The sequence below is a fragment of the Rhabdochromatium marinum genome (genome assembly GCF_016583795.1).
Lineage (GTDB): Bacteria > Pseudomonadota > Gammaproteobacteria > Chromatiales > Chromatiaceae > Rhabdochromatium > Rhabdochromatium marinum.
The window spans coordinates 120,371-142,723 of the sequence record NZ_NRRS01000001.1 but is presented as its reverse complement, the minus strand read 5'-3'; the positions used below and the strand labels follow the sequence as shown (position 1 = coordinate 142,723).

The 22,353-nt window shown below is 61.9% G+C and carries 24 protein-coding genes; 15 read left to right on the top strand and 9 right to left on the bottom strand.

Annotation, left to right across the window (positions count from 1 at the left end; genetic code table 11):
• Positions 1-73 precede the first annotated feature (73 nt).
• From CKO36_RS00660 to CKO36_RS00635, 6 genes are all read left to right on the top strand, one after another.
• Positions 74-1,009, top strand: a complete 936-nt coding sequence (locus tag CKO36_RS00660) for a CPBP family intramembrane glutamic endopeptidase (protein ID WP_200279122.1) — start codon at positions 74-76, stop codon at positions 1,007-1,009.
• 115 nt (positions 1,010-1,124) lie between these two features.
• Positions 1,125-1,469, top strand: a complete 345-nt coding sequence (locus CKO36_RS00655; protein ID WP_200279121.1) for a helix-turn-helix domain-containing protein — start codon at positions 1,125-1,127, stop codon at positions 1,467-1,469.
• A gap of 25 nt (positions 1,470-1,494) precedes the next feature.
• Positions 1,495-2,496 carry a zinc-binding dehydrogenase gene (locus CKO36_RS00650; protein WP_200279120.1) on the top strand — a complete coding sequence of 334 codons (1,002 nt, stop codon included), beginning with the start codon at positions 1,495-1,497 and terminating at the stop codon, positions 2,494-2,496.
• Between the two features lie 74 nt (positions 2,497-2,570).
• Complete coding sequence (locus CKO36_RS00645) at positions 2,571-3,104, top strand: metallophosphoesterase family protein (protein WP_200279119.1); 534 nt, start codon at positions 2,571-2,573, stop codon at positions 3,102-3,104.
• Between the two features lie 11 nt (positions 3,105-3,115).
• Complete coding sequence (locus CKO36_RS00640; RefSeq protein ID WP_200279117.1) at positions 3,116-3,859, top strand: PP-loop family protein; 744 nt, start codon at positions 3,116-3,118, stop codon at positions 3,857-3,859.
• A 309-nt stretch (positions 3,860-4,168) separates the two neighbouring features.
• Positions 4,169-4,333: a hypothetical protein gene (locus CKO36_RS00635; protein ID WP_200279115.1), complete on the top strand. Its 165-nt coding sequence runs from the start codon at positions 4,169-4,171 to the stop codon at positions 4,331-4,333.
• 183 nt (positions 4,334-4,516) lie between these two features.
• Here CKO36_RS00635 and polA read toward each other — a convergent pair whose 3' ends face one another.
• A complete protein-coding gene (gene polA, locus CKO36_RS00630; protein ID WP_200279113.1) occupies positions 4,517-7,279 on the bottom strand; it encodes a DNA polymerase I in 2,763 nt (920 codons plus the stop codon).
• A gap of 100 nt (positions 7,280-7,379) precedes the next feature.
• Here polA and CKO36_RS00625 point away from each other — a divergent pair, with 100 nt between their 5' ends.
• From CKO36_RS00625 to hda, 5 genes are all read left to right on the top strand, one after another.
• On the top strand, positions 7,380-8,918 hold the full coding sequence (locus tag CKO36_RS00625) for a mechanosensitive ion channel domain-containing protein (protein WP_200279111.1): 1,539 nt from the start codon (positions 7,380-7,382) through the stop codon (positions 8,916-8,918).
• 95 nt (positions 8,919-9,013) lie between these two features.
• The gene (locus CKO36_RS00620) at positions 9,014-9,592 is read left to right on the top strand and encodes a D-sedoheptulose-7-phosphate isomerase (RefSeq protein WP_200279109.1); all 579 of its coding nucleotides are present in this window, start codon (positions 9,014-9,016) and stop codon (positions 9,590-9,592) included.
• The gene (gene rfaE1 / locus CKO36_RS00615) at positions 9,589-11,091 is read left to right on the top strand and encodes a D-glycero-beta-D-manno-heptose-7-phosphate kinase (RefSeq protein WP_200279106.1); all 1,503 of its coding nucleotides are present in this window, start codon (positions 9,589-9,591) and stop codon (positions 11,089-11,091) included. Before CKO36_RS00620 ends, rfaE1 begins: the two co-directional genes overlap by 4 nt.
• A 51-nt stretch (positions 11,092-11,142) precedes the next feature.
• A complete protein-coding gene (wrbA, locus tag CKO36_RS00610; RefSeq protein WP_200279104.1) occupies positions 11,143-11,733 on the top strand; it encodes an NAD(P)H:quinone oxidoreductase in 591 nt (196 codons plus the stop codon).
• 89 nt (positions 11,734-11,822) lie between these two features.
• Positions 11,823-12,518 (top strand): DnaA regulatory inactivator Hda, encoded by a 696-nt coding sequence (hda, locus tag CKO36_RS00605; RefSeq protein WP_200279102.1) that lies wholly within the window; start codon positions 11,823-11,825, stop codon positions 12,516-12,518.
• Between the two features lie 38 nt (positions 12,519-12,556).
• Here the strand turns inward: hda and ybgF are convergent, their stop codons facing one another.
• The 8 genes from ybgF to bioA all read right to left on the bottom strand — a co-directional run bounded on the left by ybgF (position 12,557) and on the right by bioA (position 19,376).
• Positions 12,557-13,393 (bottom strand): tol-pal system protein YbgF, encoded by an 837-nt coding sequence (ybgF, locus tag CKO36_RS00600; RefSeq protein ID WP_200279100.1) that lies wholly within the window; start codon positions 13,391-13,393, stop codon positions 12,557-12,559.
• A 42-nt stretch (positions 13,394-13,435) separates the two neighbouring features.
• On the bottom strand, positions 13,436-13,960 hold the full coding sequence (pal, locus tag CKO36_RS00595) for a peptidoglycan-associated lipoprotein Pal (RefSeq protein ID WP_200279098.1): 525 nt from the start codon (positions 13,958-13,960) through the stop codon (positions 13,436-13,438).
• 93 nt (positions 13,961-14,053) lie between these two features.
• Positions 14,054-15,346, bottom strand: a complete 1,293-nt coding sequence (tolB, locus tag CKO36_RS00590) for a Tol-Pal system beta propeller repeat protein TolB (RefSeq protein WP_200279096.1) — start codon at positions 15,344-15,346, stop codon at positions 14,054-14,056.
• A 23-nt stretch (positions 15,347-15,369) separates the two neighbouring features.
• Positions 15,370-16,332, bottom strand: coding sequence for a cell envelope integrity protein TolA (tolA, locus tag CKO36_RS00585; protein WP_200279094.1), 963 nt, complete (start codon positions 16,330-16,332; stop codon positions 15,370-15,372).
• Positions 16,333-16,341: 9 nt separating this feature from the next.
• Positions 16,342-16,782 (bottom strand): protein TolR, encoded by a 441-nt coding sequence (tolR, locus tag CKO36_RS00580; protein ID WP_200279092.1) that lies wholly within the window; start codon positions 16,780-16,782, stop codon positions 16,342-16,344.
• A 39-nt stretch (positions 16,783-16,821) separates the two neighbouring features.
• Positions 16,822-17,496, bottom strand: coding sequence for a protein TolQ (gene tolQ / locus CKO36_RS00575; RefSeq protein ID WP_200279090.1), 675 nt, complete (start codon positions 17,494-17,496; stop codon positions 16,822-16,824).
• A complete protein-coding gene (ybgC, locus tag CKO36_RS00570; protein ID WP_338053390.1) occupies positions 17,486-17,953 on the bottom strand; it encodes a tol-pal system-associated acyl-CoA thioesterase in 468 nt (155 codons plus the stop codon). Before ybgC ends, tolQ begins: the two co-directional genes overlap by 11 nt.
• 115 nt (positions 17,954-18,068) lie before the next feature.
• The gene (bioA, locus tag CKO36_RS00565; RefSeq protein WP_200279088.1) at positions 18,069-19,376 is read right to left on the bottom strand and encodes an adenosylmethionine--8-amino-7-oxononanoate transaminase; all 1,308 of its coding nucleotides are present in this window, start codon (positions 19,374-19,376) and stop codon (positions 18,069-18,071) included.
• A 98-nt stretch (positions 19,377-19,474) separates the two neighbouring features.
• On the opposite strand from bioA, the gene CKO36_RS00560 reads away from it, so the two are divergent.
• From CKO36_RS00560 to smpB, 4 genes are read left to right on the top strand one after another with little or no spacing between them, the layout of a single operon-like run.
• The gene (locus CKO36_RS00560; RefSeq protein ID WP_200279086.1) at positions 19,475-19,843 is read left to right on the top strand and encodes a DUF2782 domain-containing protein; all 369 of its coding nucleotides are present in this window, start codon (positions 19,475-19,477) and stop codon (positions 19,841-19,843) included.
• Between the two features lie 15 nt (positions 19,844-19,858).
• On the top strand, positions 19,859-20,455 hold the full coding sequence (locus tag CKO36_RS00555; RefSeq protein WP_200279084.1) for a TRAP transporter small permease subunit: 597 nt from the start codon (positions 19,859-19,861) through the stop codon (positions 20,453-20,455).
• Complete coding sequence (locus CKO36_RS00550) at positions 20,448-21,833, top strand: TRAP transporter large permease (RefSeq protein ID WP_200279082.1); 1,386 nt, start codon at positions 20,448-20,450, stop codon at positions 21,831-21,833. Before CKO36_RS00555 ends, CKO36_RS00550 begins: the two co-directional genes overlap by 8 nt.
• 23 nt (positions 21,834-21,856) lie before the next feature.
• Entirely contained in the window at positions 21,857-22,339 is a 483-nt protein-coding gene (gene smpB / locus CKO36_RS00545; RefSeq protein ID WP_200279080.1) for an SsrA-binding protein SmpB, read from the top strand.
• Positions 22,340-22,353 lie beyond the last annotated feature (14 nt).

Genomic DNA, 22,353 nt, shown 5'->3' with positions numbered 1-22,353 from the left:
CGGGAAACCCGAACCCCCAACGGAGTGCCTGCTCCCGCGGGGGTTTTTGTTGTTCTGTGATGCGAGAGGTGTCATGCGCCCGACAGCCCTGTTCTTTGCTTATATGCTCGGCAGCCTGTTGCTGGCGGCCGTCTTCAGCGCGCCTCTGCTTCAGAATCAGCTGATTGATGCCGAGCCGCAGCGAATCCTGGCCCGCCTTGCGCAAGTGATCATGCTACTGGGGCTGTGGCCCTTTTTGCACTGGCTGCGGCTTGATCATCGCACCTGTCTGGGCTTTGATCAGGCGCGTCGGGTGTTTGGGCGCAAGCTCATGCTGGGCTGGTGTCTTGGCACCCTGATGATGGGCAGCATTGTTGCGCTGCTGCTCCTCAGTGGGGCGCGGGTGTTTGAGTCCTGGGAACCCAGTCTGCCACTCGAACTTGCCCAAACCGCGCTGCGCGCGCTGATCGCCGGGTTGCTGATCGCCTTGCTCGAAGAGACCTTCTTTCGCGGCGCGCTTTTCGCGGCGCTGCGCCGCCGGCATTCGCTCTGGTCAGCGGCCAGTTGGTCGGCAGCTCTCTATGCGCTGGTTCATTTCATGAAGCCCCAGGCATTACCCGCTGGCATGGTGGCTGACTGGAGCGGTATTGCCTGGATGCTGGGTAGCCTGTTCGCCGGACCCTTGCAGCTGCACCATCTGGATTCCCTGCTGGCGCTCTGGCTGGCCGGCCTGCTGCTGGCACTGGTGCGCGAGCGCAGCGGCAGCCTGGCGCTTGGCATTGGTCTGCATGCCGGCTGGGTGTTTGTGATTCAGGTCAGCCGCCGCTTGAGTGACGGGGTCGAGACCGCGCCCTGGTCCTGGCTGGCGGGTGACTACGATGGGGTCATCGGCCTGCTGGCAGCGGTGGTGTTGGGGCTGATCATCGCCACAGAACGACTGAGCCTGAGGCGGCACCGATCCGAGGCCGCGACGGTGCCTGAACCACTGGAGCCTTTGCACGCGGCGCGCGAATCCCGGAAACCGGGCTGATGCGCGGTCAAACAGGCGACAATGCGTCTTGCCTCTGATTGCCGTGACAGGCATAGTAGCTGATCCAGGTGGTGCGGGTGTTGATGGAAATTTTGCTTTTGATTGACGGAAACCAATGAATAAAGACGAGCTGAACCTCGCGATTGGACAACGACTGCGGGAAGCGCGCAAGGCTCAGGAGCTGAGTCTAGCGCAATTATCGGAACGGACAGGGAATACACTGTCTAAGTCCCGTATCAGTAACTATGAACAGGGCATTCGGCGCATGGGCCTCGAACAGGCACAAGCCCTGGCGCAGGCGCTGGGAACTGTGTCGCCGGTGCACCTGCTCTGCCTGGATGACTCAGCGCCTGAGTTATCGACCGAGGAGCAGCGCCTGGTCAGTCATTTCCGTCAGTTGGATGCAACTGGCCGTTTGCGAGTGCTGGAAGAAGTGGCCGAGTTGGCCAAAGCAAACTGAGTACGCGATCACGTCTGCCATGCTCATGAAAGCCATTGTTATGACCGAGCCGGGCGGTGCCGAGGTACTGCATCCGGCACCCATTGAGGCTCCCGGGATCGAATCGCCGCATGATGTGCTGGTGCGCGTGCAGGCGGCCGGGGTGAATCCAGTGGATACCAAGATTCGCGCGCGCGGCCCGATGCGGCCGGTGGACGGTCCCACGGTGCTGGGCTGCGATGGCGCTGGCGTGGTGGAGGCGACTGGTGCTGAGGTTACCCGGGTGCGACCGGGGGATGCGGTCTGGTATTGCAGCGGCGGTCTGGGTGGGCCGCGTGGCAATTATGCCGAGCTGAACGTGGTTGATGAGTCCTTGCTGCAACCGCTGCCGCAAGGCATGGACATCGACCAGGCTGCCGCCGCGCCCCTGGTGCTGCTGACGGCCTGGGAGGCGCTGCATGATCGCGCCGGAATCAAACCGGGCCAGCAGGTGCTGATTCATGGCGGTGCCGGTGGTGTGGGCCATGTGGCGATTCAACTGGCAGTGGCGGCCGGCGCGCGGGTGGCCACCACCATTAGCCATCCTGACAAGGCTGACTATGTACATCGCCTCGGGGCGGAGTGCGCCATTAACTATCGTGAGGAGTCGCTGCCTGAGGCCGTCGCCGACTGGACGCAGGGGCGTGGCGTGGATATTGCGCTCGACACCGTCGGTCCCGAGGTGTTCCGCCAGACGATCCCGGTCATGGCGCTGTACGGCGATCTGGTGACCCTGCTTGATCCCGGCCCGGCGCTGGACCTCAGCGAGGCGCGGCAGCGCAATTTGCGTCTCAGCCTGGAGCTGATGTTGACTCCGCAGGTGCGCGGCATCCCCGAAGCCATGGCTCATCAGGGCTGGATTCTTGGCCAGTGCGCCGAGCTGATTACGCAGGGGCGTTTGCGCATTGATGTCACCGAGCGCTTCGCACTTGATCAGGCCGGCGACGCCCACCGCCGGCTCGAAGCCGGTGGGCTGACCGGCAAGCTGGTATTGCGCATCGACGGCTAGCGATCTGTGCTCATGGACGACCTGTTGCTTATGCCAGCTGACTCGATTACAACGGGTCTTCTATTGCTGCATCCATGAGCGAGCCGACGTGCTCGCCCCAGCAGCTGCGAGTTGCTTTGCTGGCAGACACCCATGGCCAGGTTGACGCTCGCGTGCTGGAGTTGGTGGAGAGTTGCGATATTGCCGTGCACGGCGGGGATATTGGCTCAGCTGCCGTGCTGGCAAGTTTGCAGCCCCGGCTTGGACGTGTCTATGCCGTGCGTGGCAACAATGATGTCTTTCGTAGCTGGCCGGCCGAGGAGCGACGCCTGTTGGAACGCATTCCCCGCTGGGCCAGTGTTGAACTGCCGGGTGGCATCCTGGTGGTCGAACATAGCCATCGCTTGGCCGCCGCCGGGCGCCATGAGCGCTTGCGCCATCGCTATCCGCACGCGCGGGTGATCGTTTACGGCCACAGTCACCAGATGATTGCCGATTGTCAGAAACAGCCCTGGGTGTTGAATCCGGGCGCAGCGGGCTATGCCCGCACCCATGGCGGCCCATCCTGCATGGTGCTGAACGCCAGCCTGGATGCCTGGGCGGTCGAGGAACATCGCTTTGCCGCTTAAAGGCCGCTGCCATGAGTCACCGCAAACGTCCAGATAGCCCACCGAAAACCCTGTTGCGACACGTCGGTCGCGCCATTGCCGACTACCGCATGATCCAAACCGGAGATCGCGTTCTGGTGGCGGTGTCCGGTGGCAAGGATTCCCTGTCGCTGTTGCAGATTCTTTGGCACTTGCAACGGCGCGCACCCGTGCGCTTTGAACTGGCGGCGCTGACCGTCGATCCCCAGATCCCGGGCTTTGATCCACAACCGCTCACCGGCTATTACGCCGCACTGGGCATCGACTATCTGTACGAGCGCCAGCCAATCATGGAACAGGCGCAACAGCACATGGATGGGGATTCCTTCTGCGCCTATTGTGCGCGCATGAAGCGCGGCATCATGTACCGCTTGTGTCGGGAGCAGGGCTATAACGTCTTGGCGCTTGGCCAGCATCTTGATGATTTAGCCGAGAGCCTGATGATGTCGATTTTCCATGGTGGGCAACTACGCACCATGAAGGCGCACTACCGGATTGATGCCGGGGATCTGCGCGTCATTCGCCCCCTGGTTTACTGTCGCGAGCGCCAGACCCGCGCCTATGCTGAGGCAGCAGCCTTGCCGGTGGTGCCTGACAGTTGTCCGGCCTGTTTTGAGAAGCCCACGCAACGCGAGTATTTCAAAGCCTTGCTGGCGCGCGAGGAGCAAATCAATCCGCGTCTGTTTGGTAATCTGCTGCATGCAATGACGCCGCTTTTAACCGAAGGCGACCTGTAAATACGCGATTTACACATAAAGAATCTTTTGCGGCGGATGGAATGGGGGTTACTGTAAGGGTTGCTCAACGATCTTTGTGATCTTTGTTCAAGAAGTGACCGATTAGGACGATAGTACTTAAGGAAAGGCTCTGTGAGTTTGAAGTAGCCCCTTGAGGTCCGACCATGTTTGATCGACTTGAAGCTATTCGACCCATTGCTTCGACCCTTTTCAAAGGTACGCCCACCGGTGAGGAGCAGGAGCGCAACCCCTATCTGGCGGCGCAAAGTATGCCGCGTTCTCAATCTACTCCCTGGAAGCGTCGCGGCGATGAGCGTCGCGCGGAGGAAAGGCGTCGCGGCGAGCGCCGTCGCAAGGAAAGACGCACGGATGATCGTCGCGGCGGTTTGCGCTCAGCCATTGAACGGCGCCAGGAAGAGCGGCGTGCTGGTGATCGCCGCGATGGTGATCGCCGACGCGGCGATCGTCGCTTGACCGGCTCCCCCAGGGAAAACAATCTTCTCTCGTCGCGTGTCTCCCCGGATCGGAGAAACCTTCGCCGTCCAATCATTGACGACTACGCCTGATTCGGATTCTTCACACCCCGGCCGACGGCCGGCCAGCCGCCTGATTCAGCCCCTTCAACCGATCTTCGAAGCTTGTCTAAAAAGCAGCTTCTCAATGCGCCTCATCCCAATTATCCCCGATCCCAACATCAACAATCAGGGGCACGGCCAAGTCGGCGGCTGACTGCATCAACTCGCGAATGCGCGCGCTGGCGCTATCCAAAGCTTCGCTCTGCACTTCGAACACCAGCTCGTCGTGCACTTGCATGATCATACGCACTGGGGGCTGCTCGCGTTCAATCCATGCATCGACCTGAATCATGGCGCGTTTGATGATGTCCGCCGCTGTGCCTTGCATGGGGGCGTTGATCGCGGTGCGCTCGGCGGCCTGGCGGCGCTGTTGGTTTTTGTGAGTGATCTCCGGCAGATAGAGTCGCCGTCCGTCGAGGGTTTCGACATAGCCATCGCAACCGGCCTGTTCGCGAATGCGATCCATAAAGGCTTTGACGCCGGGATAGCGGGCAAAGTAGGTATCCACATAGGTCTGGGCCTCGCCGCGCCTAATGCCGAGCTGGCGCGCGAGTCCATAGGCGGACATGCCGTAGATGAGCCCGAAGTTGATCGCCTTGGCTGAACGGCGCTGCTCAGCGCTGACCTGCTCGGGCGGTAGACCATGAATTTCGGCGGCCGTGGCGCGGTGGATGTCCTGCCCCTCGGCGAAGGCGGCGAGCAGGCGCTCGTCGCCGGACAGATGCGCCATAATACGCAGTTCGATCTGCGAATAATCCGCCGCGACCAGCCGATGGCCCGGTTCGGGGATGAAGGCGCGCCGGATGCGCCGGCCTTCCTCGCGGCGGATGGGGATGTTCTGCAGATTCGGGTCGCTCGATGACAGGCGCCCGGTGGCGGCTACGGCTTGATGATAGCTGGTGTGCACTCGTCCGGTCTGTGGATGGCGCATCTGCGGCAGCTTGTCGGTGTAGGTGGAGCGCAGTTTGGACAGGCCGCGATGCTCCAGGATCAGCTGAGGGAGTTCGTGGCCATCTTCGGCCAGCTTTTCCAGCACGGCTTCGGAGGTCGAGGGCGCGCCCTTGGGGGTGCGCGAGACCACCGGCAAGCCAAGTTCGTCGAAGAAGATGGCGCCGATCTGCTTGGGCGAGCCGAGATTAAAGGGCCGCCCGGCCGCCTGATAGGCTTGGCTTTCGAGTTCCACGATGCGCTCAGCCAGATCCTGGCTCTGGCGCGCGAGTTCGTCGCCATCAATGCGCACGCCGATGCGTTCCATGCGCGATAGCACCGGTACCAGGGGGATTTCGATGTGTTGGTAGAGATCCTTTAGGCGCCCCGCCTGTTCGAGCTTGGGCCAAAAGCAGCGGTGCAGTTGCAGGGTGATGTCGGCATCCTCGGCCGCATAGGGCGCGGCCTGCTCCAGCGCGATCTGATCGAAGGTGAGCTGCTTGGCGCCCTTGCCGGCGATGTCGGTGAAGGCGATGCAGTCGTGGCCGAGATATTTCTTTGCCAGGGAGTTCATGTCGTGGCGGCTGGCGGTGCTTTCGAGCACATAGCTTTCGAGCATGCTGTCGTGTGCGACGCCGCGCAGTTTAATACCATGATTGCCCAGCACATTCATGTCGTACTTCAGATTTTGCCCCAGCTTGGGCCGCTGTGGGTCTTCCAACAGCGGTTTGAGTGCGGTCAGTACCTGGTTGCGATCCAGCTGGACCGGTGCGTCCATAGACTTGTGCGCCAGGGGCAGATAGGCCGCTACGCCTGGCTCGACTGCAAAAGATAGGCCAACGATTTCGGCGCGCATATAATCGAGCGCGGTGGTTTCAGTGTCCAGCGCGAACAGCTCAGCGGCTTGCAGACGCTCCAGCCAGCGGGAAAAATCCGCCTCGCTCAGAATGGTTTCATAGTTGGACGCGCTCGGTGTGCCGATGGGTGGCTCGGTGTGGTTCTCTCCCGGCGGGTCGGCCTGTTCCTTGGTCGAGACGCTGTTGCGGGTCGCTCCGTTTTCAACACCTGTCTCCAGGGTTGCCAGCAACCGGCGCGATTCGATGCGCTGATACCAGTGGCGCAGGTGCTCAATCTCCGGTGCAGTGGGTAGCAGATCGGTTGGCGCCAGATCGAGTGGCACATCGCGTTTAATGGTGGTCAGCTCTTGTGCCAGCGGCAACTGATCCAGACAGGCGCGCAGCGACTCGCCGACTTTGCCCTTGATCTCGCCGGCATGGGCCGTTACGCCGTCGAGATCGCCATACTGGTTCAGCCACTTGACCGCCGTCTTGGGACCGCATTTGGGCACACCGGGGATATTATCGACCGAGTCGCCCATCAGGCTTAAATAATCGACTATCCGCTCGGGCGGTACGCCAAACTTCTCGCGCACACCGGCGGGGTCGAGCAAATGGTCGCTGATGGTGTTGATCAGATGAATGCGCGCATTCACCAGTTGCGCCAGATCCTTGTCCCCGGTTGAAATCAGCGTGCGCAGCCCGGCCTGGTCGGCCTGAGTGGCCAGAGTGCCGATGACATCATCGGCTTCCACCTCCGGAATGACCAGCAGCGGCAGTCCCTGGGCGCGAATGATGGCTTGCAGGGGTTGAATCTGCTCGCGCAGGTCCGCCGGCATCTCCGGGCGCTGGGCCTTGTAATCGGCAAAGCGCACATGGCGAAAGGTTGGCCCGGGAGCATCGAACACCACACCCAGGTAGCGCGGCTGATAGCGGTCGCGCAGGGTGCGGATCATATTCAGCACGCCAACCAGGGCACCAGTGGACTCGCCTTGGGAGTTGCTGAGCTTGGGCAGCGCATGGTAAGCACGGAACAGATAACCAGAAGCATCAATGAGCACGAGGTCGTAGGATGTTGACATGGGCAATGGGGCATTGGGCAGGCGTGGGTGGCGGGTGGCTGAAGGGGCAAATTAGCACGATGCGCACCAGGGTGTCAGTGCTAGTCTCAGAGGCGGCACCATGATGCACGAGCTGAATCTGTTTGATGTGCTGCTGAATAAGCCGGCCTGGCTGCTGGCCACCTGCGTCGGCTTGCTGGCCTTGTGGGAACTGGGGCTGCGCAAGCTCGATCAGCGCGGGCTGCTGCCGCCCATGCCGGGGCTGGTTTCGGTGGTGGATCTGGTGGTGTTGCCGGCGAGTGTGATCCTGATCGGCTCCCTGCTGCGTCTGGCAGTGGAGCAACTTGAAATTCCGCGCGCCGATCAGCCGTTGCGCGTCATGACCGTCCTGGTCTTCTTCGTTGTGCTGTCATGGTCGGGCGCGCGCGTGATCGAAGTGTTTCTGTTTGAGAAGCGTATCGCGGATTATCGCGAAACCGTGCCCGGATTGCTGCGTGCGCTCGGTTACCTTGGCGGTCTGCTTGGTGGCATCAGTCTGTTTATGTGGCAGCAGGGCTATTCCATTGCGGGTGTCTGGGTTTCAACCGGCGTGGCGGCGGCTCTGGCCGGCTTTGCTTTGCAGCGTCCAATCAGCGATCTGTTTGCCGGCATCGCCATGGGCATCGAAAAGCCGTTTCAGATCGGCGACTGGATCGAATTGCCCGGCGGCATTGTCGGGCGGGTGGTGGATATCAACTGGCGCGCCACGCGACTGCTGGGCTGGGACAATGCGCGACACATTATTCCCAATTCACTGATCGCCGGGCAGAACATCAAGAACTACGAGGGTGGCCGGCGTCAGTTCGCCCCCTGGTACATGGTGCAGGTACCGGCCGAGGTGGATCCACGCTTTGCCACGGCGTTGTTGCTTGATGCCGCCATGCGTGCTCCACATGTGCTGAACCGACCGTTGCCGGTGGTGCGCCTAGCCAATGCCATGACTCAGCCTTATGAATACATGGTGTGGGTGCATTATGACAATTATCCGGCCATGTTTCGCGGCCGCGAGGAATTGTTTCGCGAGATTCACTATGCCTTTCTGAACGCCGGTATTCATATCTCGCCCGCCGTCTCGGAGTGGCGCACGCGCCGCGCCGACGCCAACACCCGGGAGCGTCCGAGCATTTTTCAGGCACTCAAACAGCTTGATGTGTCACGCCAATGGACGGATGAGGAGATTGAACGGATCGCCGCCTTGAGTCGCTATCTGGACTTCGACACCGGCACCGTACTCTTGCGCGAGGGCGAGATTGCTCAAGCCTTCGATGTGGTGATTCACGGTTTGGTCGAGTCCAGCATCACCCTGCCGGGTGGTGCGAAAGAGGTTACCGAGCTGCTGGGGCCGGGGGACTATTATGGCATCCTGTCGATGGCAACCAATGATCCGTCTTTTCTGGAATACTGCGCGCGCAGTGATGTGGTGCTGGTGCGCATCAGTTTTGAGTGTTTGCAGCAGGTGCTGGCTGCACACCCGGATCGCGCCGCCGCCCTGGCGGCGACGGTTAAACACCGCTTCGATGCTGCCGAACGGGCACGCGAGGCGTCCCGGCGCTATGTGCCCAAGCGCAGTTTCCGCGAGATTCGCCGTCGCATTGAGGAGCTGGTGAGGCGACGCGGGTAACGGGATGCGCCAGCCTGATCGCTTCGCGTTTGCCATTGGTGGGCTGAAACCCGGATACTTGCACCTTCTTCCGATTTTTCCAGACGTAACGCCTGATGCACCAGCGGATTCGCGCGACCTTTGCTGAACATCTCGAAACCATCCAGGCTCTGACCGGCCTGACCGGCGAGATTGCCGCCCTGGCGGAGCGTGGTCTGGCCACTCTGAAGGCGGGTGGGCGGATTCTGTGGATGGGCAACGGTGGCAGCGCAGCCGATGCCCAGCATCTGGCCGCCGAACTGGTGGGGCGCTTTGAACGCGAGCGCCCCGGACTGGCTTCGCTGGCGCTGACCACCGACTCCTCCGTTCTCACCTCGGTGGCCAATGACTATGGCTTCGAGGCAATTTTTGCCCGTCAGGTCGAGGCCATCGCGCGTCCCGGCGATCTGCTGATCGGCCTGTCCACCTCGGGCAATAGCGCCAATGTGCTGCGAGCAATGGAGGTCGCTGCTGGGCGAGGTCTGTTTCGCGCCGGACTGACTGGGCAGGACGGCGGACAGCTGCCGGACTACTGCGAGCTGTGTCTGTGCGTGCCCTCTCGGCACACCGCACGCATTCAGGAAGCGCATCAGCTGATTGGACATATCCTGTGTGATGCGATTGAGGCCGCTATTGCCCCGGGCGTGGCGTCATGAGCTTTGGCGACTTGAGTGCTGTCAGACAGGCCGTCGTGGCGGGCTTTGGCGCGCGGCGGCTGCTGGTCGTGGGCGATCTGATGCTGGATCGCTACCTGTGGGGTGAGGTTCAGCGCATCTCACCTGAGGCACCGGTGCCGGTGCTGCGGCTGCGCCGCGAGACCGAGGTCGCTGGCGGCGCGGCCAATGTCGCGCGCAATCTGGCCGCATTGGGATTGAGCGTCGAGCTGGCCGGTGTGACTGGTCAGGATGCCGCTGGTGAACGCCTGCGGCAACGGCTTGGCGAGGCCGGCATTGGCACCAGCGCTGTACTGAGTACGTCTGAGCGCGGCACCAGCACCAAGACGCGGGCGATTGGCAATCATCAGCAGATGCTGCGCATTGACTGCGAGGAGGATCTGCCCTTACCCGGCCTGCTGGAAGAAGCGCTGTTTGCATCCATCCGTCCCCAGCTGGCGCAGCGGGATGGGCTGCTGCTGTCGGATTACGCCAAGGGGGTGCTCAGTGGCAATCTGTGCCAGCGGCTGATTCAGGCGGCACGGGCGTGCGGCTGCCCGGTATGGGTGGATCCCAAGGGGCGGGATTTCAGCCGCTACCAGGGGGCGACCCTGATTACCCCCAATCGCTTGGAACTGGCGCAAGCGCTCGGACTGGGCAACGATGCCCCTCTGCCCGCCCTGCTTGATGGTGCCGAACGCTTACGCCAATCCCTCGGGCTGACGGCCCTGGTCGTCACTCTGGGCGAACACGGCATGGCGCTGATCAATGCCCAAGGACAGCAGCCGTTCCCGGCGCTGGCGCGCGAGGTCTTCGATGTCTCGGGTGCCGGGGATACGGCCATTGCGGTGCTGGCTGCCGCCCTGGCGGCCGGACTCGCCGGTGCCGATGCTGTTGCGCTGGCCAATTTGGGCGCCGGAGTGGTGGTGGGTCGGCTTGGCACCGCGCAACTGGACAGCGCCGATCTCTTGGCCGCCCTGGATGACACCAGTGCAGTCAGTCCGATGGCAAAAATTCTTACCTTACCAGCCTTGCTGGAGCGCTTGCAGCAGTGGCGCGCTCAGGGAGAGCGCATTGTTTTCACCAACGGCTGTTTTGATCTGCTGCATGCCGGCCATGTCAGCTACTTGGAGCAGGCACGACGCTATGGACAGCGCCTGATCGTCGGGCTCAACACTGATGCCTCGGTGCGCGCACTCAAAGGGCCACAACGCCCGCTGATGCCGGAAGCCGACCGCGCGCGGGTGCTAGCCGCCCTGGCCGCCGTTGATGCCGTGGTGCTCTTTGCCGAAGCCACGCCGCTGGAGTTGATTCGCGCCATTCGCCCCGAACTATTGGTCAAGGGAGCCGACTATCGTCCCGAGCAGGTGGTTGGCGCCGATGAGGTGCAGCGCTACGGCGGTCAGCTGGTGCTGATCCCGCTGCTGCCCGAGCGTAGCAGCAGCGCCCTGATCGCCGCTCTGGAAAGCATCTCCCAAGCATCACTGATCACTGATCACTGACGATTGCTTACTGATCACTGTTTATCACCTATTTGACCAGCGACCACTGTCATGAATTACATCCTCATCCTGTACTACAGCCGCCACGGAGCCACTGCCGAGATGGCGCACATGATCGCGCGCGGAGTCGAAGAAGCAGGTCTGGAGGCGCGACTGCGCACGGTGCCGGCGGTTTCGACCGTCTGCGAAGCCGTGGAAGACAGCATTCCTGCCACCGGCGCGCCCTATGCTACGCAGGAAGATTTGCGTGACTGCGCCGGTCTTGCGCTCGGCAGCCCGACGCGCTTTGGCAACATGGCTGCGCCCATGAAGTATTTTCTCGATGGCACCTCGGCGCTGTGGTTGAAAGGCGCCCTGGCGGGTAAGCCGGCGGGTGTCTTCACCTCCACCTCCAGCCTGCACGGCGGGCAGGAGACCACGCTCACCTCCATGATGCTGCCGCTGCTGCATCACGGCATGATGATCCTGGGCCTGCCCTACAGCGAAACTGACCTGCTGCATACCACCGGAGGCGGCACTCCCTATGGGCCGTCGCATTTGGCCGGCATCAACAACGACCAGCCATTGAGCGAAGCCGAAACGCGCCTGTGCCAGGGGCTGGGCCGCCGACTGGCGCGCACCGCTCGGGCGCTGGCCGCTTAATCATGCGATCAGTACGCTGGTCGCTGCTGTTGCGCGGTGCTTGCGCTCGCGCGTGCTAAGTGCCGCGCGCCGGCCGGTTCCGCGTTCCCATGCAACAACTTGGCTTGGCACTGCGTCTGCCGCAGCCGCAGACGTTGGCAAACTTTATCCCAGGGCGCAATGCCGAGCCGCTGGCCGCGTTGCGTCAGTGGATTGCCGGCGCTGGAGCACCTTATCTGGCGCTGCATGGAGAACCCGGCTGCGGCAAGACGCATCTGTTGCAAGCCGCCTGTGCCCAGCTGCAAGCACGCGCGCGCAGTTTGGTCTATCTATCTTTGGCGCAAGCCGGTCTGGCGCCAGCGGTCTGTGAGGGGCTGGAGGTGCTGGATGCCGTCGCGCTTGATGATGTGCAGGAGATCGCCGGCCAGGCTCCTTGGGAGCAAACACTTTTTGCACTCTTCAACCGTTTGCAGGAGCATGGCGGGCGCCTGCTGATTGCTGCCACCCGCCCTCCCGCAACTATTGGTTTTCAGTTGGCCGATTTACAGTCCCGACTCTGTTCTGGGCCAAGTTTTTTGCTTCAGCCACTCAATGACCTGGGGCTGGATGACCTGCTGGAGCAGGGAGCACAGGCCCGCGGTTTTGCCCTGGATGTCGCCGCGCGACGTTACCTGCTCAGCCGCTGCCCGCGCGACCCGGCCAGCCTGCTCAGGCTGCTCGATGAAATCGACGCCGTTAGCCTGGCCCAGGGGCGCATACCAACTGTACCCTTTTTGAGCGCGCTGCTGGGGGGCTGTCGGGCTTAACCGCTTCGCGCAGTTGTATCGGGCTGTATATTGAAAGCTTAGCGTTGACTGCCAGCGGTGACAGCATCGATCTCGGCGAGGCGTTTGGCGGCCAGGCGGCCTTCGGCACTGCCGGGGAAGCGGCGCACCACGGCCTGGAGCATGACGCGGGCCTGGTCGTACTGCTGCTCGTCGTAATCGAGATACCCAAGTTTGAGCATGGCTCCAGGCACCTTGGGGCTGGAGGGATAGTCCTGAATCAGTTGTTCGAAGGCGGCACGCGCTTCGGGATAGTCCTTGTCTTGGTAGCTGATCTCGCCGAGCCAGTAGCGACTGTTGTCGGCGAATTCACCGCGCGGAAACCGTTGCAACAACTCTTCAAAGGCGGTGCGCGCCGCTTCCTGGTTGCGCGCTTTGAGATACTCAAAGGCTTCACGATAGGCGTCGCGTTCGCCACCGTTTTCGGTTTCGGGCTGAGGGAGTGCGGGGAAGCGGCTATCAGCGGGTGGTAACTCGGTGAGGGTGCCGGGGCCTGGGTTGGTTTCGAGTCCGGGCAGGCTGAACCGCGAACCCGGCGCGGCTTCGGTGCCTGGTGCATCCAGTGTAGGTGGAGGCGGCGCTGGACGTTTAGGCGGGAATGCCTCCGTGCTCTGGGCGGTGGTCTCTGATGCTGGTGACCTGAGATGCTGGAGTTGAAACTGCTGCTTCTCGACCATGCCGCGCAGATTTTGCACTTCCTGCTTCAATTGCTGAATCTGCAACAGCAGATCGGACTGGCGCTGTTCGCTGAGCATGCGTTCGAGCTTGGCGACGCGCGCTTCCAGCATGGGATCGGCGCTGGCGCTGGCTGTGACCAGCATCCACCCGAGCGCGAATACGATAGGGAGCCGTTTCAAGGCATCCTCCTGTTTAAGTGGTAACAGCCATAGACTAAGGCCTCAGTAAACCAGTTCAACCCGGCGCGACAGCGAGTAGGCACGTTCGCTGTGTCCAACCTCGGCCGGGCGCTCTTCGCCATAACTCAGGGTGCGAATTTTTTGTGCCGGGACGCCTTCAGTGACCAGGAACTGGCGCACGGCATCCGCACGGCGATCCCCCAGAGCAAGGTTGTATTCCCGGGTGCCACGCTCATCCGTGTGCCCCTCCAGAACGACCGAGGCATCAGCGGTGCGTGCCAGATAATCGGCATGTGCGCGCAGCAAATTGGCATATTTGGGATCGATGGCCGAGGTGTCGTAGCCGAAGTAGATAACCCGCTGATACAGGGGGCTGGAAGGATCTTCCAGCGGCGAACGGCTGTAAGCATCGACGCCGGCAGTTGTGGCGCTATCATAGCCGCCCCCCATGGCATCGAGTTCCTCGCCTGTCAGCCCGGTATCGGACTGTGTAGGTGTCGTTGGGCAGCCGCTTAGCAATGGGGTCAGAATGAGGCTGGCCAGTAGGATGAACAGCGGTTTTTTCACGGGTTACTCCAGGTTATCAGGCCAGGGCCGCAGGCATTATGGGTGGCGATTGGCCGGCGGCGCTTCGGATGTGATGGGGAAAGCCATTTGGATTCAGCGTAAAAAGGGCGACCAGGCCGGCTCACGTACTTCGCCGACATCCTGGGTGAGACGCTGGCCGGAACCACCGGCAATGGGTGTGACGGCCAGAACCCCGCGGCCATTGTTTTGTGATGCGTAAATTACCATGCTGCCATTGGGTGCGAAACTGGGGGATTCATCCAGGGGGCCGGGACTCAATAAGCGGCGCGTGGTGCTGCCCAGTTGGTCCAGCGCAATGTGAAAACGCCCGGCGGTGCGGGTGACCAGCACCAGCGCGCGGCTGTTGGGCGCGACCTCAGCGGCGGCATTGTAGTCGCCCTCAAAGCTGACCCGCTCAGCGGCGCCTCCGTTGGCCGGGATGCGATAGATTTGCGGGTGGCCGCCCCGGTCGCTGGTGAAGTACAGGGTGCCGCCATCCGGCGACCAGGCCGGCTCGGTGTCGATGGCGTAGTGATCCGTCAGGCGAGTCAACTGCCTGGATCCCAGATCCATCACATAGATTTCGGCATTGCCGTCTTTCGACAAGGTCATGGCCAGGCGAGCGCCATCGGGCGAAAACGCTGGGGAGCCGTTAATGCCGGGATAGCTGGCGATTTTGGTGCGTCGCCCCGTAGCTAATTCCTGAATATAGATGGCGGACTGGCGATGCTCGAAGGACACATAGGCCAGCTTGCGCCCGTCTGGGGACCAGGCCGGAGACATGATGGGATCGGGCGAGTCAACAATGGTCTGGGGGTTGAAGCCATCGGCATCGGCCACCCGCAAGGTGACGCGCTCGTTCGGAGTGCCGCGCCCGACTGAGGTGACATAAGCAATGCGCGTGGAGAAGACACCTGGGTCGCCGGTGAGCTTTTCATAAATGGCATCGGCCATGCGATGCGCGCTCAGGCGCAAACTCTGCTCGTTGCTCTGCAGGCTGCTGCTAAGCAGCTGTTTGCCACCAAAGACATCGAACAGGCTGTAGTCAATACGGTAACCGCCGCTGGCGGCAGGCCGGATCTCGCCAATGACCAGGTTGTTGGTGGCCAGCAGCTCCCACTCGCGAAAATCAATCTCCTCAGCACGATGCGGTGTCATCAGCATGTCGCGCGGCGGCATGGGCTTAAAACGTCCGGTGCGCGCCAGATCGGCCGCGATGATGCTGGCCAGGTCGGCGCCAGGTTGGGCGCCGTCCAGACGACCAAAGGGCACGACGGCGATGGGCTGCGCGCCTTCGACACCGCCGGTGATTTCAATTGTCAGGCGCGCCTGAGCGATACCGCTGGTGGCGAACAGCAACAACACAAGGGACAGAAGGCGCATCATGATGACAGGTTCCTACAAAGTTCCTAAGGTCTAAAGCGGAAGTTAAATTCACGGAAAAGTTCAAAATCCTCGCCCTCGGGGACCGGCAGAGGGGAAGCATCCACAATGGCGCGAACCACTGAAGTATCGAAGGCCGGGTAGCCGCTGCTTTCGATGACTTTGACACTGCCTGGCACCACCTCGCCGCCGGGATTGAGTTTGAGAGACACCAGAGTTGCGACCTGCACTCGGAGTCCCTGGGGACGCACCCAGACTTGCTTCACCCGGTGCTCGATTTTAGGCACCCATTCGCTGGCGAGGCGTTGTACCCGGGCGGCGTCAGCGGCCGCTGCGGCAGCCTCACGCTGGGCCTGCTGCTCGGCTTCGCGCTCCGCCTGCGCTTTGGCTTCACGCTGGGCGCGTTCCTCGGCTTCGCGCTGAGCTTGCTGCTCGGCCTCACGCTCACGCTGCGCACGTTCTTTGGCTTCGCGCTCCGCCTGCTGCTGGGCCTCACGTTCGGCCTGCTGTTGGGCTTTCCGCTCGGCCTGACGACGGGCGACCCGCTCCGCTTCCAGGCGCGCCTGTTGTTCGGCTTGGCGCTTGGCCTCGGCTGCCGCCTGACGGCGCACTTCGCGTTCTTCGGCCTCGCGCTTGGCTTGCAATTCGCGTTGGCGTTGCGCTTCTAAGGCTTCCTGCCGTTGGCGCTCCGCCTCAGCTGCCGCGCGCCGGGCGGCCTCGGCCATCTGGCGGCGCTCAGCTGCCTGACGCTGCCGCTCGGCTTCCTGTGCAGCCCGGAAGGCTTCCGGATCACGCAACTCGGCGACGCGATCCTGCTGCTGGGACGACAGCAGCAGGCGTGCTTCGACTGACTGTTGTTCTTCATCGGCGCCGAGTGCCTGCTCACGCGGGATCCAGTGGATACCGCTGAAGAGCAGGATGGCCAGCCCCACGTGCAGCAGCAGCGCCCATAAAAAGACGCGTGGGTCGCGTTGCAGAATGTTCCACATGACGCCTGGTCAGGGGCTCTCCTCAGGCGGCGGCTGCGTCACCAGCCCCACGCTGGGCGCTCCGGCGGCCTGAGCGGCGACCATGGCATCGACGATGCGCCCATAGGTGATGGATTCATCCGCGCGCAGCATGACCTGAACATTCGCCGTGGTGGCCAGCACGCGCTCCAGGCGCTCGAACAGCTGTTGTTGATCGACCCGCTGCGGGTTCGCATCGCCAGAATCGAGGTAGATGTCGCCAAATTTATCGATATGGATCACCACCGGCGGATTATCCTCGGCCGGCTGCGGATCAGCCTGCGCCTGGGGCAGGTCAAGTTTCACGCCCTGATTGATCAGCGGTGCCGTGACCATAAAAATGACCAGCAGCACCATCATCACATCAATGTAGGGCACCACGTTGATCTCGGCCATGGGCCGGCGGCGGTTGCGGCGGTCTTTGCGCTTCATTGATGACTCTGGCGATGAATGGCCCTGATGTGATGGCGCTTATTGATGGCCTTGGCGCTGGAGCAGTGTGGAGAACTCTTCCATGAACTCCTCGTAGCGATTGTGCAGCCGCTCAACCTGATCAACATAGCGATTAAAAGCTACTACGGCCGGAATGGCAGCGAACAGCCCCACGGCAGTGGAAATCAGTGCCTCGGAGATGCCGGGCGCCACTACCGCCAGGGTCGCCTGTTGCAGGTTGCCCAAGGCGTAAAAGGCCGTCATGGTGCCCCAGACGGTGCCAAATAGGCCCACATAGGGGCCAATGGAGCCGATAGTGGCTAGAAAGGCCAGATTGGCATCAAGCCGATCCATCTCGCGGCTGAGCGCCACGCGCATGGAGCGCTCGGCGCCGACGATGACGGCCATGGTGTCATCGGGTTCGATTTTGCGCAGCCGGACATATTCCTTAAAACCGGCGCGAAAAATCGACGCCAGCCCGGAACCGCTGGCTTCGCTCTGACCGAGATCGCGATACAAGGCGCTCAGATCACCTCCGGACCAAAAGCGGTGCTCAAAGGTTTCAGCCGCCTGCCGGGCTTTTTTGATCACCCGCGAGCGGTCGAAAATCACCGCCCAGGACAACACTGAGGCCAGAATCAGCACCAGCAACACCAGCTGCACCAGCCAACTGGCATTGACGAACAGATCGAACAGCGAAAGCTCAGCGCTCATCGGCGATCTCCGCGAAAAGATGGGGCGGTATACGGGTGGGCCGCAGCGAGGCGGCACTCACCGCCGCAATATTCACCTCGGCCTGGCAGCAGAGTTGGTCATCGGCCACGCGGCGAATCTGCTGCTCAAAATCAATACTGGCACGCCCGAGATGCTGCACCACCACTGTGACACTGAGCGCATCGTTGAAGCGCGCCGGCTGCACAAAGCGCACATTGATGCGCCGCATGACAAACAGCAGATCATGCGTCGCACGCAGCTGATCCTGCTCGAAGCCAAGCGCGCGCAGCCATTCGGTGCGGGCGCGCTCAAAAAAACGCAGATAGTTTGCGTTATAGACCACACCGCCGGCATCGGTGTCCTCGTAGTAAACGCGCACCGGCCAGACAAAGGTGGGTGGTTGGCTTGATGTTGAATCCTGTGACTGAGCGGCGTGCATGATTTGAACGGTCTGCATGAAGTTTGCATGAAGTCTGGATGTGACTAAACGCTGGCCCCTGAGCCGGTTGCGTCCAGCGCGACTTATCATAGCCGAAAGCGTCTGCTCGGGCAGCATGAGCAAGCGAGCGTGATCAGGCGACAGCTGGCGACGGGTTCGATCCCCAGGCGTGCAGGACGCTCAGCATGGCCGCGCAGAGGTGCTCCAACTCGGCGTCGGTGATGACAAAGGGCGGCATTAAATAGACCAAACGTCCAAAGGGGCGAATCCAAACGCCTTGGGCCACAAAGTGACGCTGAATCTCGCGCATGGCGACTGGCTGCTCCATCTCCACCACGCCAATGGCCCCGAGCACCCGCACCTCAGCGACGCCGGACAGCTCGCGACAGGGGGCCAGGCCGGCACGTAGCCCGGTTTCGATACGCTGGATGTTAGCCGCCCAATCGCTGTCAAGCAGCAGATCGATGCTGGCATTGGCGATGGCGCAGGCGAGTGGATTGCCCATGAAGGTGGGGCCGTGCATGAAGACCCCCGGCTCGGCGCTGGCAATGGTATCGGCGACCGTTTCGGTGGTCAGGGTGGCCGCCGAGGTCAGATAGCCCCCGGTCAGCGCTTTGCCCAGTGTCATGATGTCCGGGCTGATGCCGGCATGCTCGCAGGCAAACAGCCGGCCAGTGCGCCCGAAGCCGGTGGCGATTTCATCGGCAATCAGCAATACCTGATAGTGATCGCACAGGGCACGCACCCGGGTCAGATACTCAGGGGAGTAAAAGCGCATGCCGCCGGCGCCCTGCACAATGGGCTCCAGAATCACCGCAGCCAGCTGCTGGTGATGTGCGTCGAGCAACTGCTGCATGTCAGCGATCTGCGCCTCGGTGCAGCCTTGGTCGAACCCTGGCGTCGGTGCTGGGGCAAACAGCTGCTGCGGCAGCGCGCCACTGAACAGTCGGTGCATGCCGGTGACGGGATCACAGACTGACATCGCATGGAAGGTATCGCCATGATAGCCACGGCGTAATGCCAGAAAGCGGACTTTGTCCGGTGTTCCGCGCGCCTGCCAGTATTGCATGGCCATTTTGAGTGCGATCTCGACCGCAACCGAGCCGGAATCGCTCAGAAACACCCGTTGCAGCGGCGCCGGAGTCAGGCGCACCAGCCGCTCCACCAGCCCCATGGCTGGAGCATGGGTCAGGCCACCGAACATCACATGCGCCATGTCCTGCAACTGCGCCTGCGCAGCCGCATTCAAGCGCGGGTGATTGTAGCCATGAATCACGCACCACCAGGAGGCCATGCCGTCGATTAGCTGCCGGCCATCGGTGAGTTCCAGGCGGCACCCCTGCGCCCGACGCACCGGATAGACTGGATCCGGATGGCGTGTCGCGCTGTAGGGATGCCAAGCATGGCGGGCATCGAGTTCGAGCAGTCTGTCCTCTTGCATTGGCAGGCCTCCTGTCTTGCGTGTCGATGATAAACTAAGAACTTGGCGTGCGCAGGGGACCGGCGCACAGGCCGCAACCCATGGCTGGAGACTAACCCATGAAAACCCTGTTCATCGCCTCGGCGCTTGCGCTGCTTGGATTTGTCACAAGTCCGCTCGCCCAAACGCCGCCGACTGCGCCGCCAGATTATCCGCTGGCGTTGCCCACTCCGGCGCCCTCTGCGAGCAGCGTCTATCCCGGCGCCTCGGCACAGGACGGCATTGCCCCCGAAGTGACCATTACCGAAACCGACACGGAAGTGATCTATGAGTATCGCATCAAGGGCAAACTCTATATGGTCAAAATCGATCCGCTCGCCGGCCCACCCTATTATATGTTTGACACCGATGGCGATGGTGAACTCGATGCCGATGAAGACCGTGGACCGAATCTGTCCGTGCCGCAATGGCTGCTGTTTAGTTGGTAGCCGCCCCGGAGTCCCATGACTGAGCAGGCACCCCTTTCTCAGCCTCAGGCGCGCCTGTTGCGGCTGGCGCGCTGGCTCGACCGGATTAACCTGACCATCGGTCAGACCCTGGCCTGGCTGGCGCTGGCCATGGTGTTGGTGACCTTTCTCGTTGTTGTGCTGCGCTATGCCTTTGATCTCGGCTGGATCAGCCTGCAAGAGTCCGTCACCTACATGCACGCGACCCTGTTCATGCTTGGCATCGCCTACACCCTGGGGCGCAATGCGCATGTACGGGTCGATATTTTCTATTCGCAGCGCTTCTCGCCCCGGCAGCGTGCCTGGGTGGATCTGCTCGGCACCCTGCTGCTGCTGATCCCGGTGTGCCTGTTTATTCTGTTCGTCAGTGGCGACTATGTGGTCGAGTCCTGGAAGCTGCACGAGGGCTCGCGCGAGGCCGGTGGCTTACCCGGCGTCTGGCTGCTGAAAACGCTGATTCTGCTCATGCCGCTGCTGCTGCTGATCCAGGCTGTCGTGCTGGTGCTGCGCAACGGCCTCTTTCTGGCTGGCTGCGAGTCCGCCCTGACCAGCCCCACGCCCCCTGAGACCACGGGTGGAGGCGCACATGGCTGACTGGATGCCGGTGCTGCTGTTTGTGATGGTCGGCTTGGTGCTGCTGCTGGGCTATCCAGTGGCGCTGTCGCTGGGTGGCACGGCGCTGATCATGGCGCTGATCGGCGAAGGCTTTGGTCTATTCGATCATGCCTTCCTGCAAGCGCTGCCCAACCGCGTCTACGGCATCATGACCAACGAAACCCTGATTGCGGTGCCGCTGTTCGTGTTTATGGGAGTGATGCTAGAACGCTCGCGAGTGGCCGAGAAGCTGCTTGATACTATGGCGATGCTGTTTGGCCCCATGCGGGGCGGGCTAGGCATCTCGGTGACGGTGGTCGGGATGCTGCTCGCCGCCAGCACCGGCATTGTCGGCGCCACTGTGGTCACCATGGGGCTGCTGTCGCTGCCAACCATGCTCAAGCGCCACTACTCACCGAGCCTGGCGGCTGGCACCATCTGCGCTTCCGGCACCCTGGGGCAGATCATTCCGCCGTCCATTGTGTTGGTGCTCCTCGGTGACGTGCTCTCCTCCGCCTATCAGCAGGCACAGCTCGATATGGGCATCTGGTCGCCCAAGACGGTATCGGTCGGGGATCTGTTCGTTGGCGCTCTGATTCCTGGACTGCTGCTGGTGGCCGCCTATATCACCTACCTGCTGCTCATTGCCTGGTTGAAACCGCATTGGGTGCCGGCAATTCCGGCCGACGAGCGCCTGCGCAGCGGTTCCGGACTCTGGTTGCAGGTGGTGCGCGTGCTGCTGCCGCCCCTGGTGCTGATTGTCGCCGTACTGGGGTCGATTCTCTACGGTTTTGCCACTCCGACCGAGGCCGCAGCTGTGGGGGCTGTTGGTGCCATGCTGCTCGCAGCCGAGCAACGTCAGCTCAGTTTGAGCACTATGCGCGAAGTGGTGCGACAAACCACCCTGGTCACCAGCATGGTGTTTCTGATTTTTATTGGTGCAGCGGTGTTCTCACTGGTGTTTCGCGGCTTTCATGGTGATGAACTGGTCACGGAATTTCTCACCAGCCTGCCCGGTGGCACTCTGAGCGCGGTGGCCTTGGTCATGCTGGTGATGTTCCTGCTGGGCTTTATTCTGGACTTCATCGAAATCACCTTTGTCGTGGTGCCCATTGTCGGGCCGGTACTGCTGACTATGGGACTCGACCCGATCTGGCTCGGGGTAATGATCGCCATTAACCTGCAAACCTCCTTCCTCACCCCGCCCTTTGGCTTCTCGCTGTTCTACCTGCGCGGTGTGGCACCGCCGCAACTGAGTACCGTGCAAATTTACCAGGGCGTGGCGCCCTTTATTCTGATCCAACTGCTAATGCTGGGGACGTTGGCGCTGTTCCCGGACATCGCCACCTGGCTGCCGCACGCAATTTATCAGGATTGAGCGAAATCGCTTACACTTGAGGCATGGCAAAATCTAGCAAGAAAAAGTCCGCCGGCAGCAATACCATTGCGCTGAACAAAAAAGCCGGACACGACTATCACATCGAACAACGCATCGAGGCCGGTCTGGTCCTGCTGGGCTGGGAGGTCAAGAGTCTGCGCGCCGGACGCGCGCAGCTTAAGGAGAGCTATGTCAAGGTGTTACATGCCGAGGCTTTTCTGATTGGTGCCCATGTCTCTCCCTTATCCTCGGCCTCGACCCATGTCACTCCGGATCCCACCCGCACCCGCAAGCTGCTGCTCCATCGCGGGGAGCTTGACCGGCTGATTGGCCAAACCGAGCGCGCCGGCTATACCCTGGTGCCAACGGCCATGTATTGGAAGCGCGGTCGCGCCAAGTTGGAAATCGGCCTGGCCAAGGGCAAAAAGCTGCACGACAAACGCGCTACCGAGAAAGACCGCGACTGGCAACGCGAGAAGGCCCGTCTGGCGCGTACGCATGTGTAGCGGCTGGGAGTCAG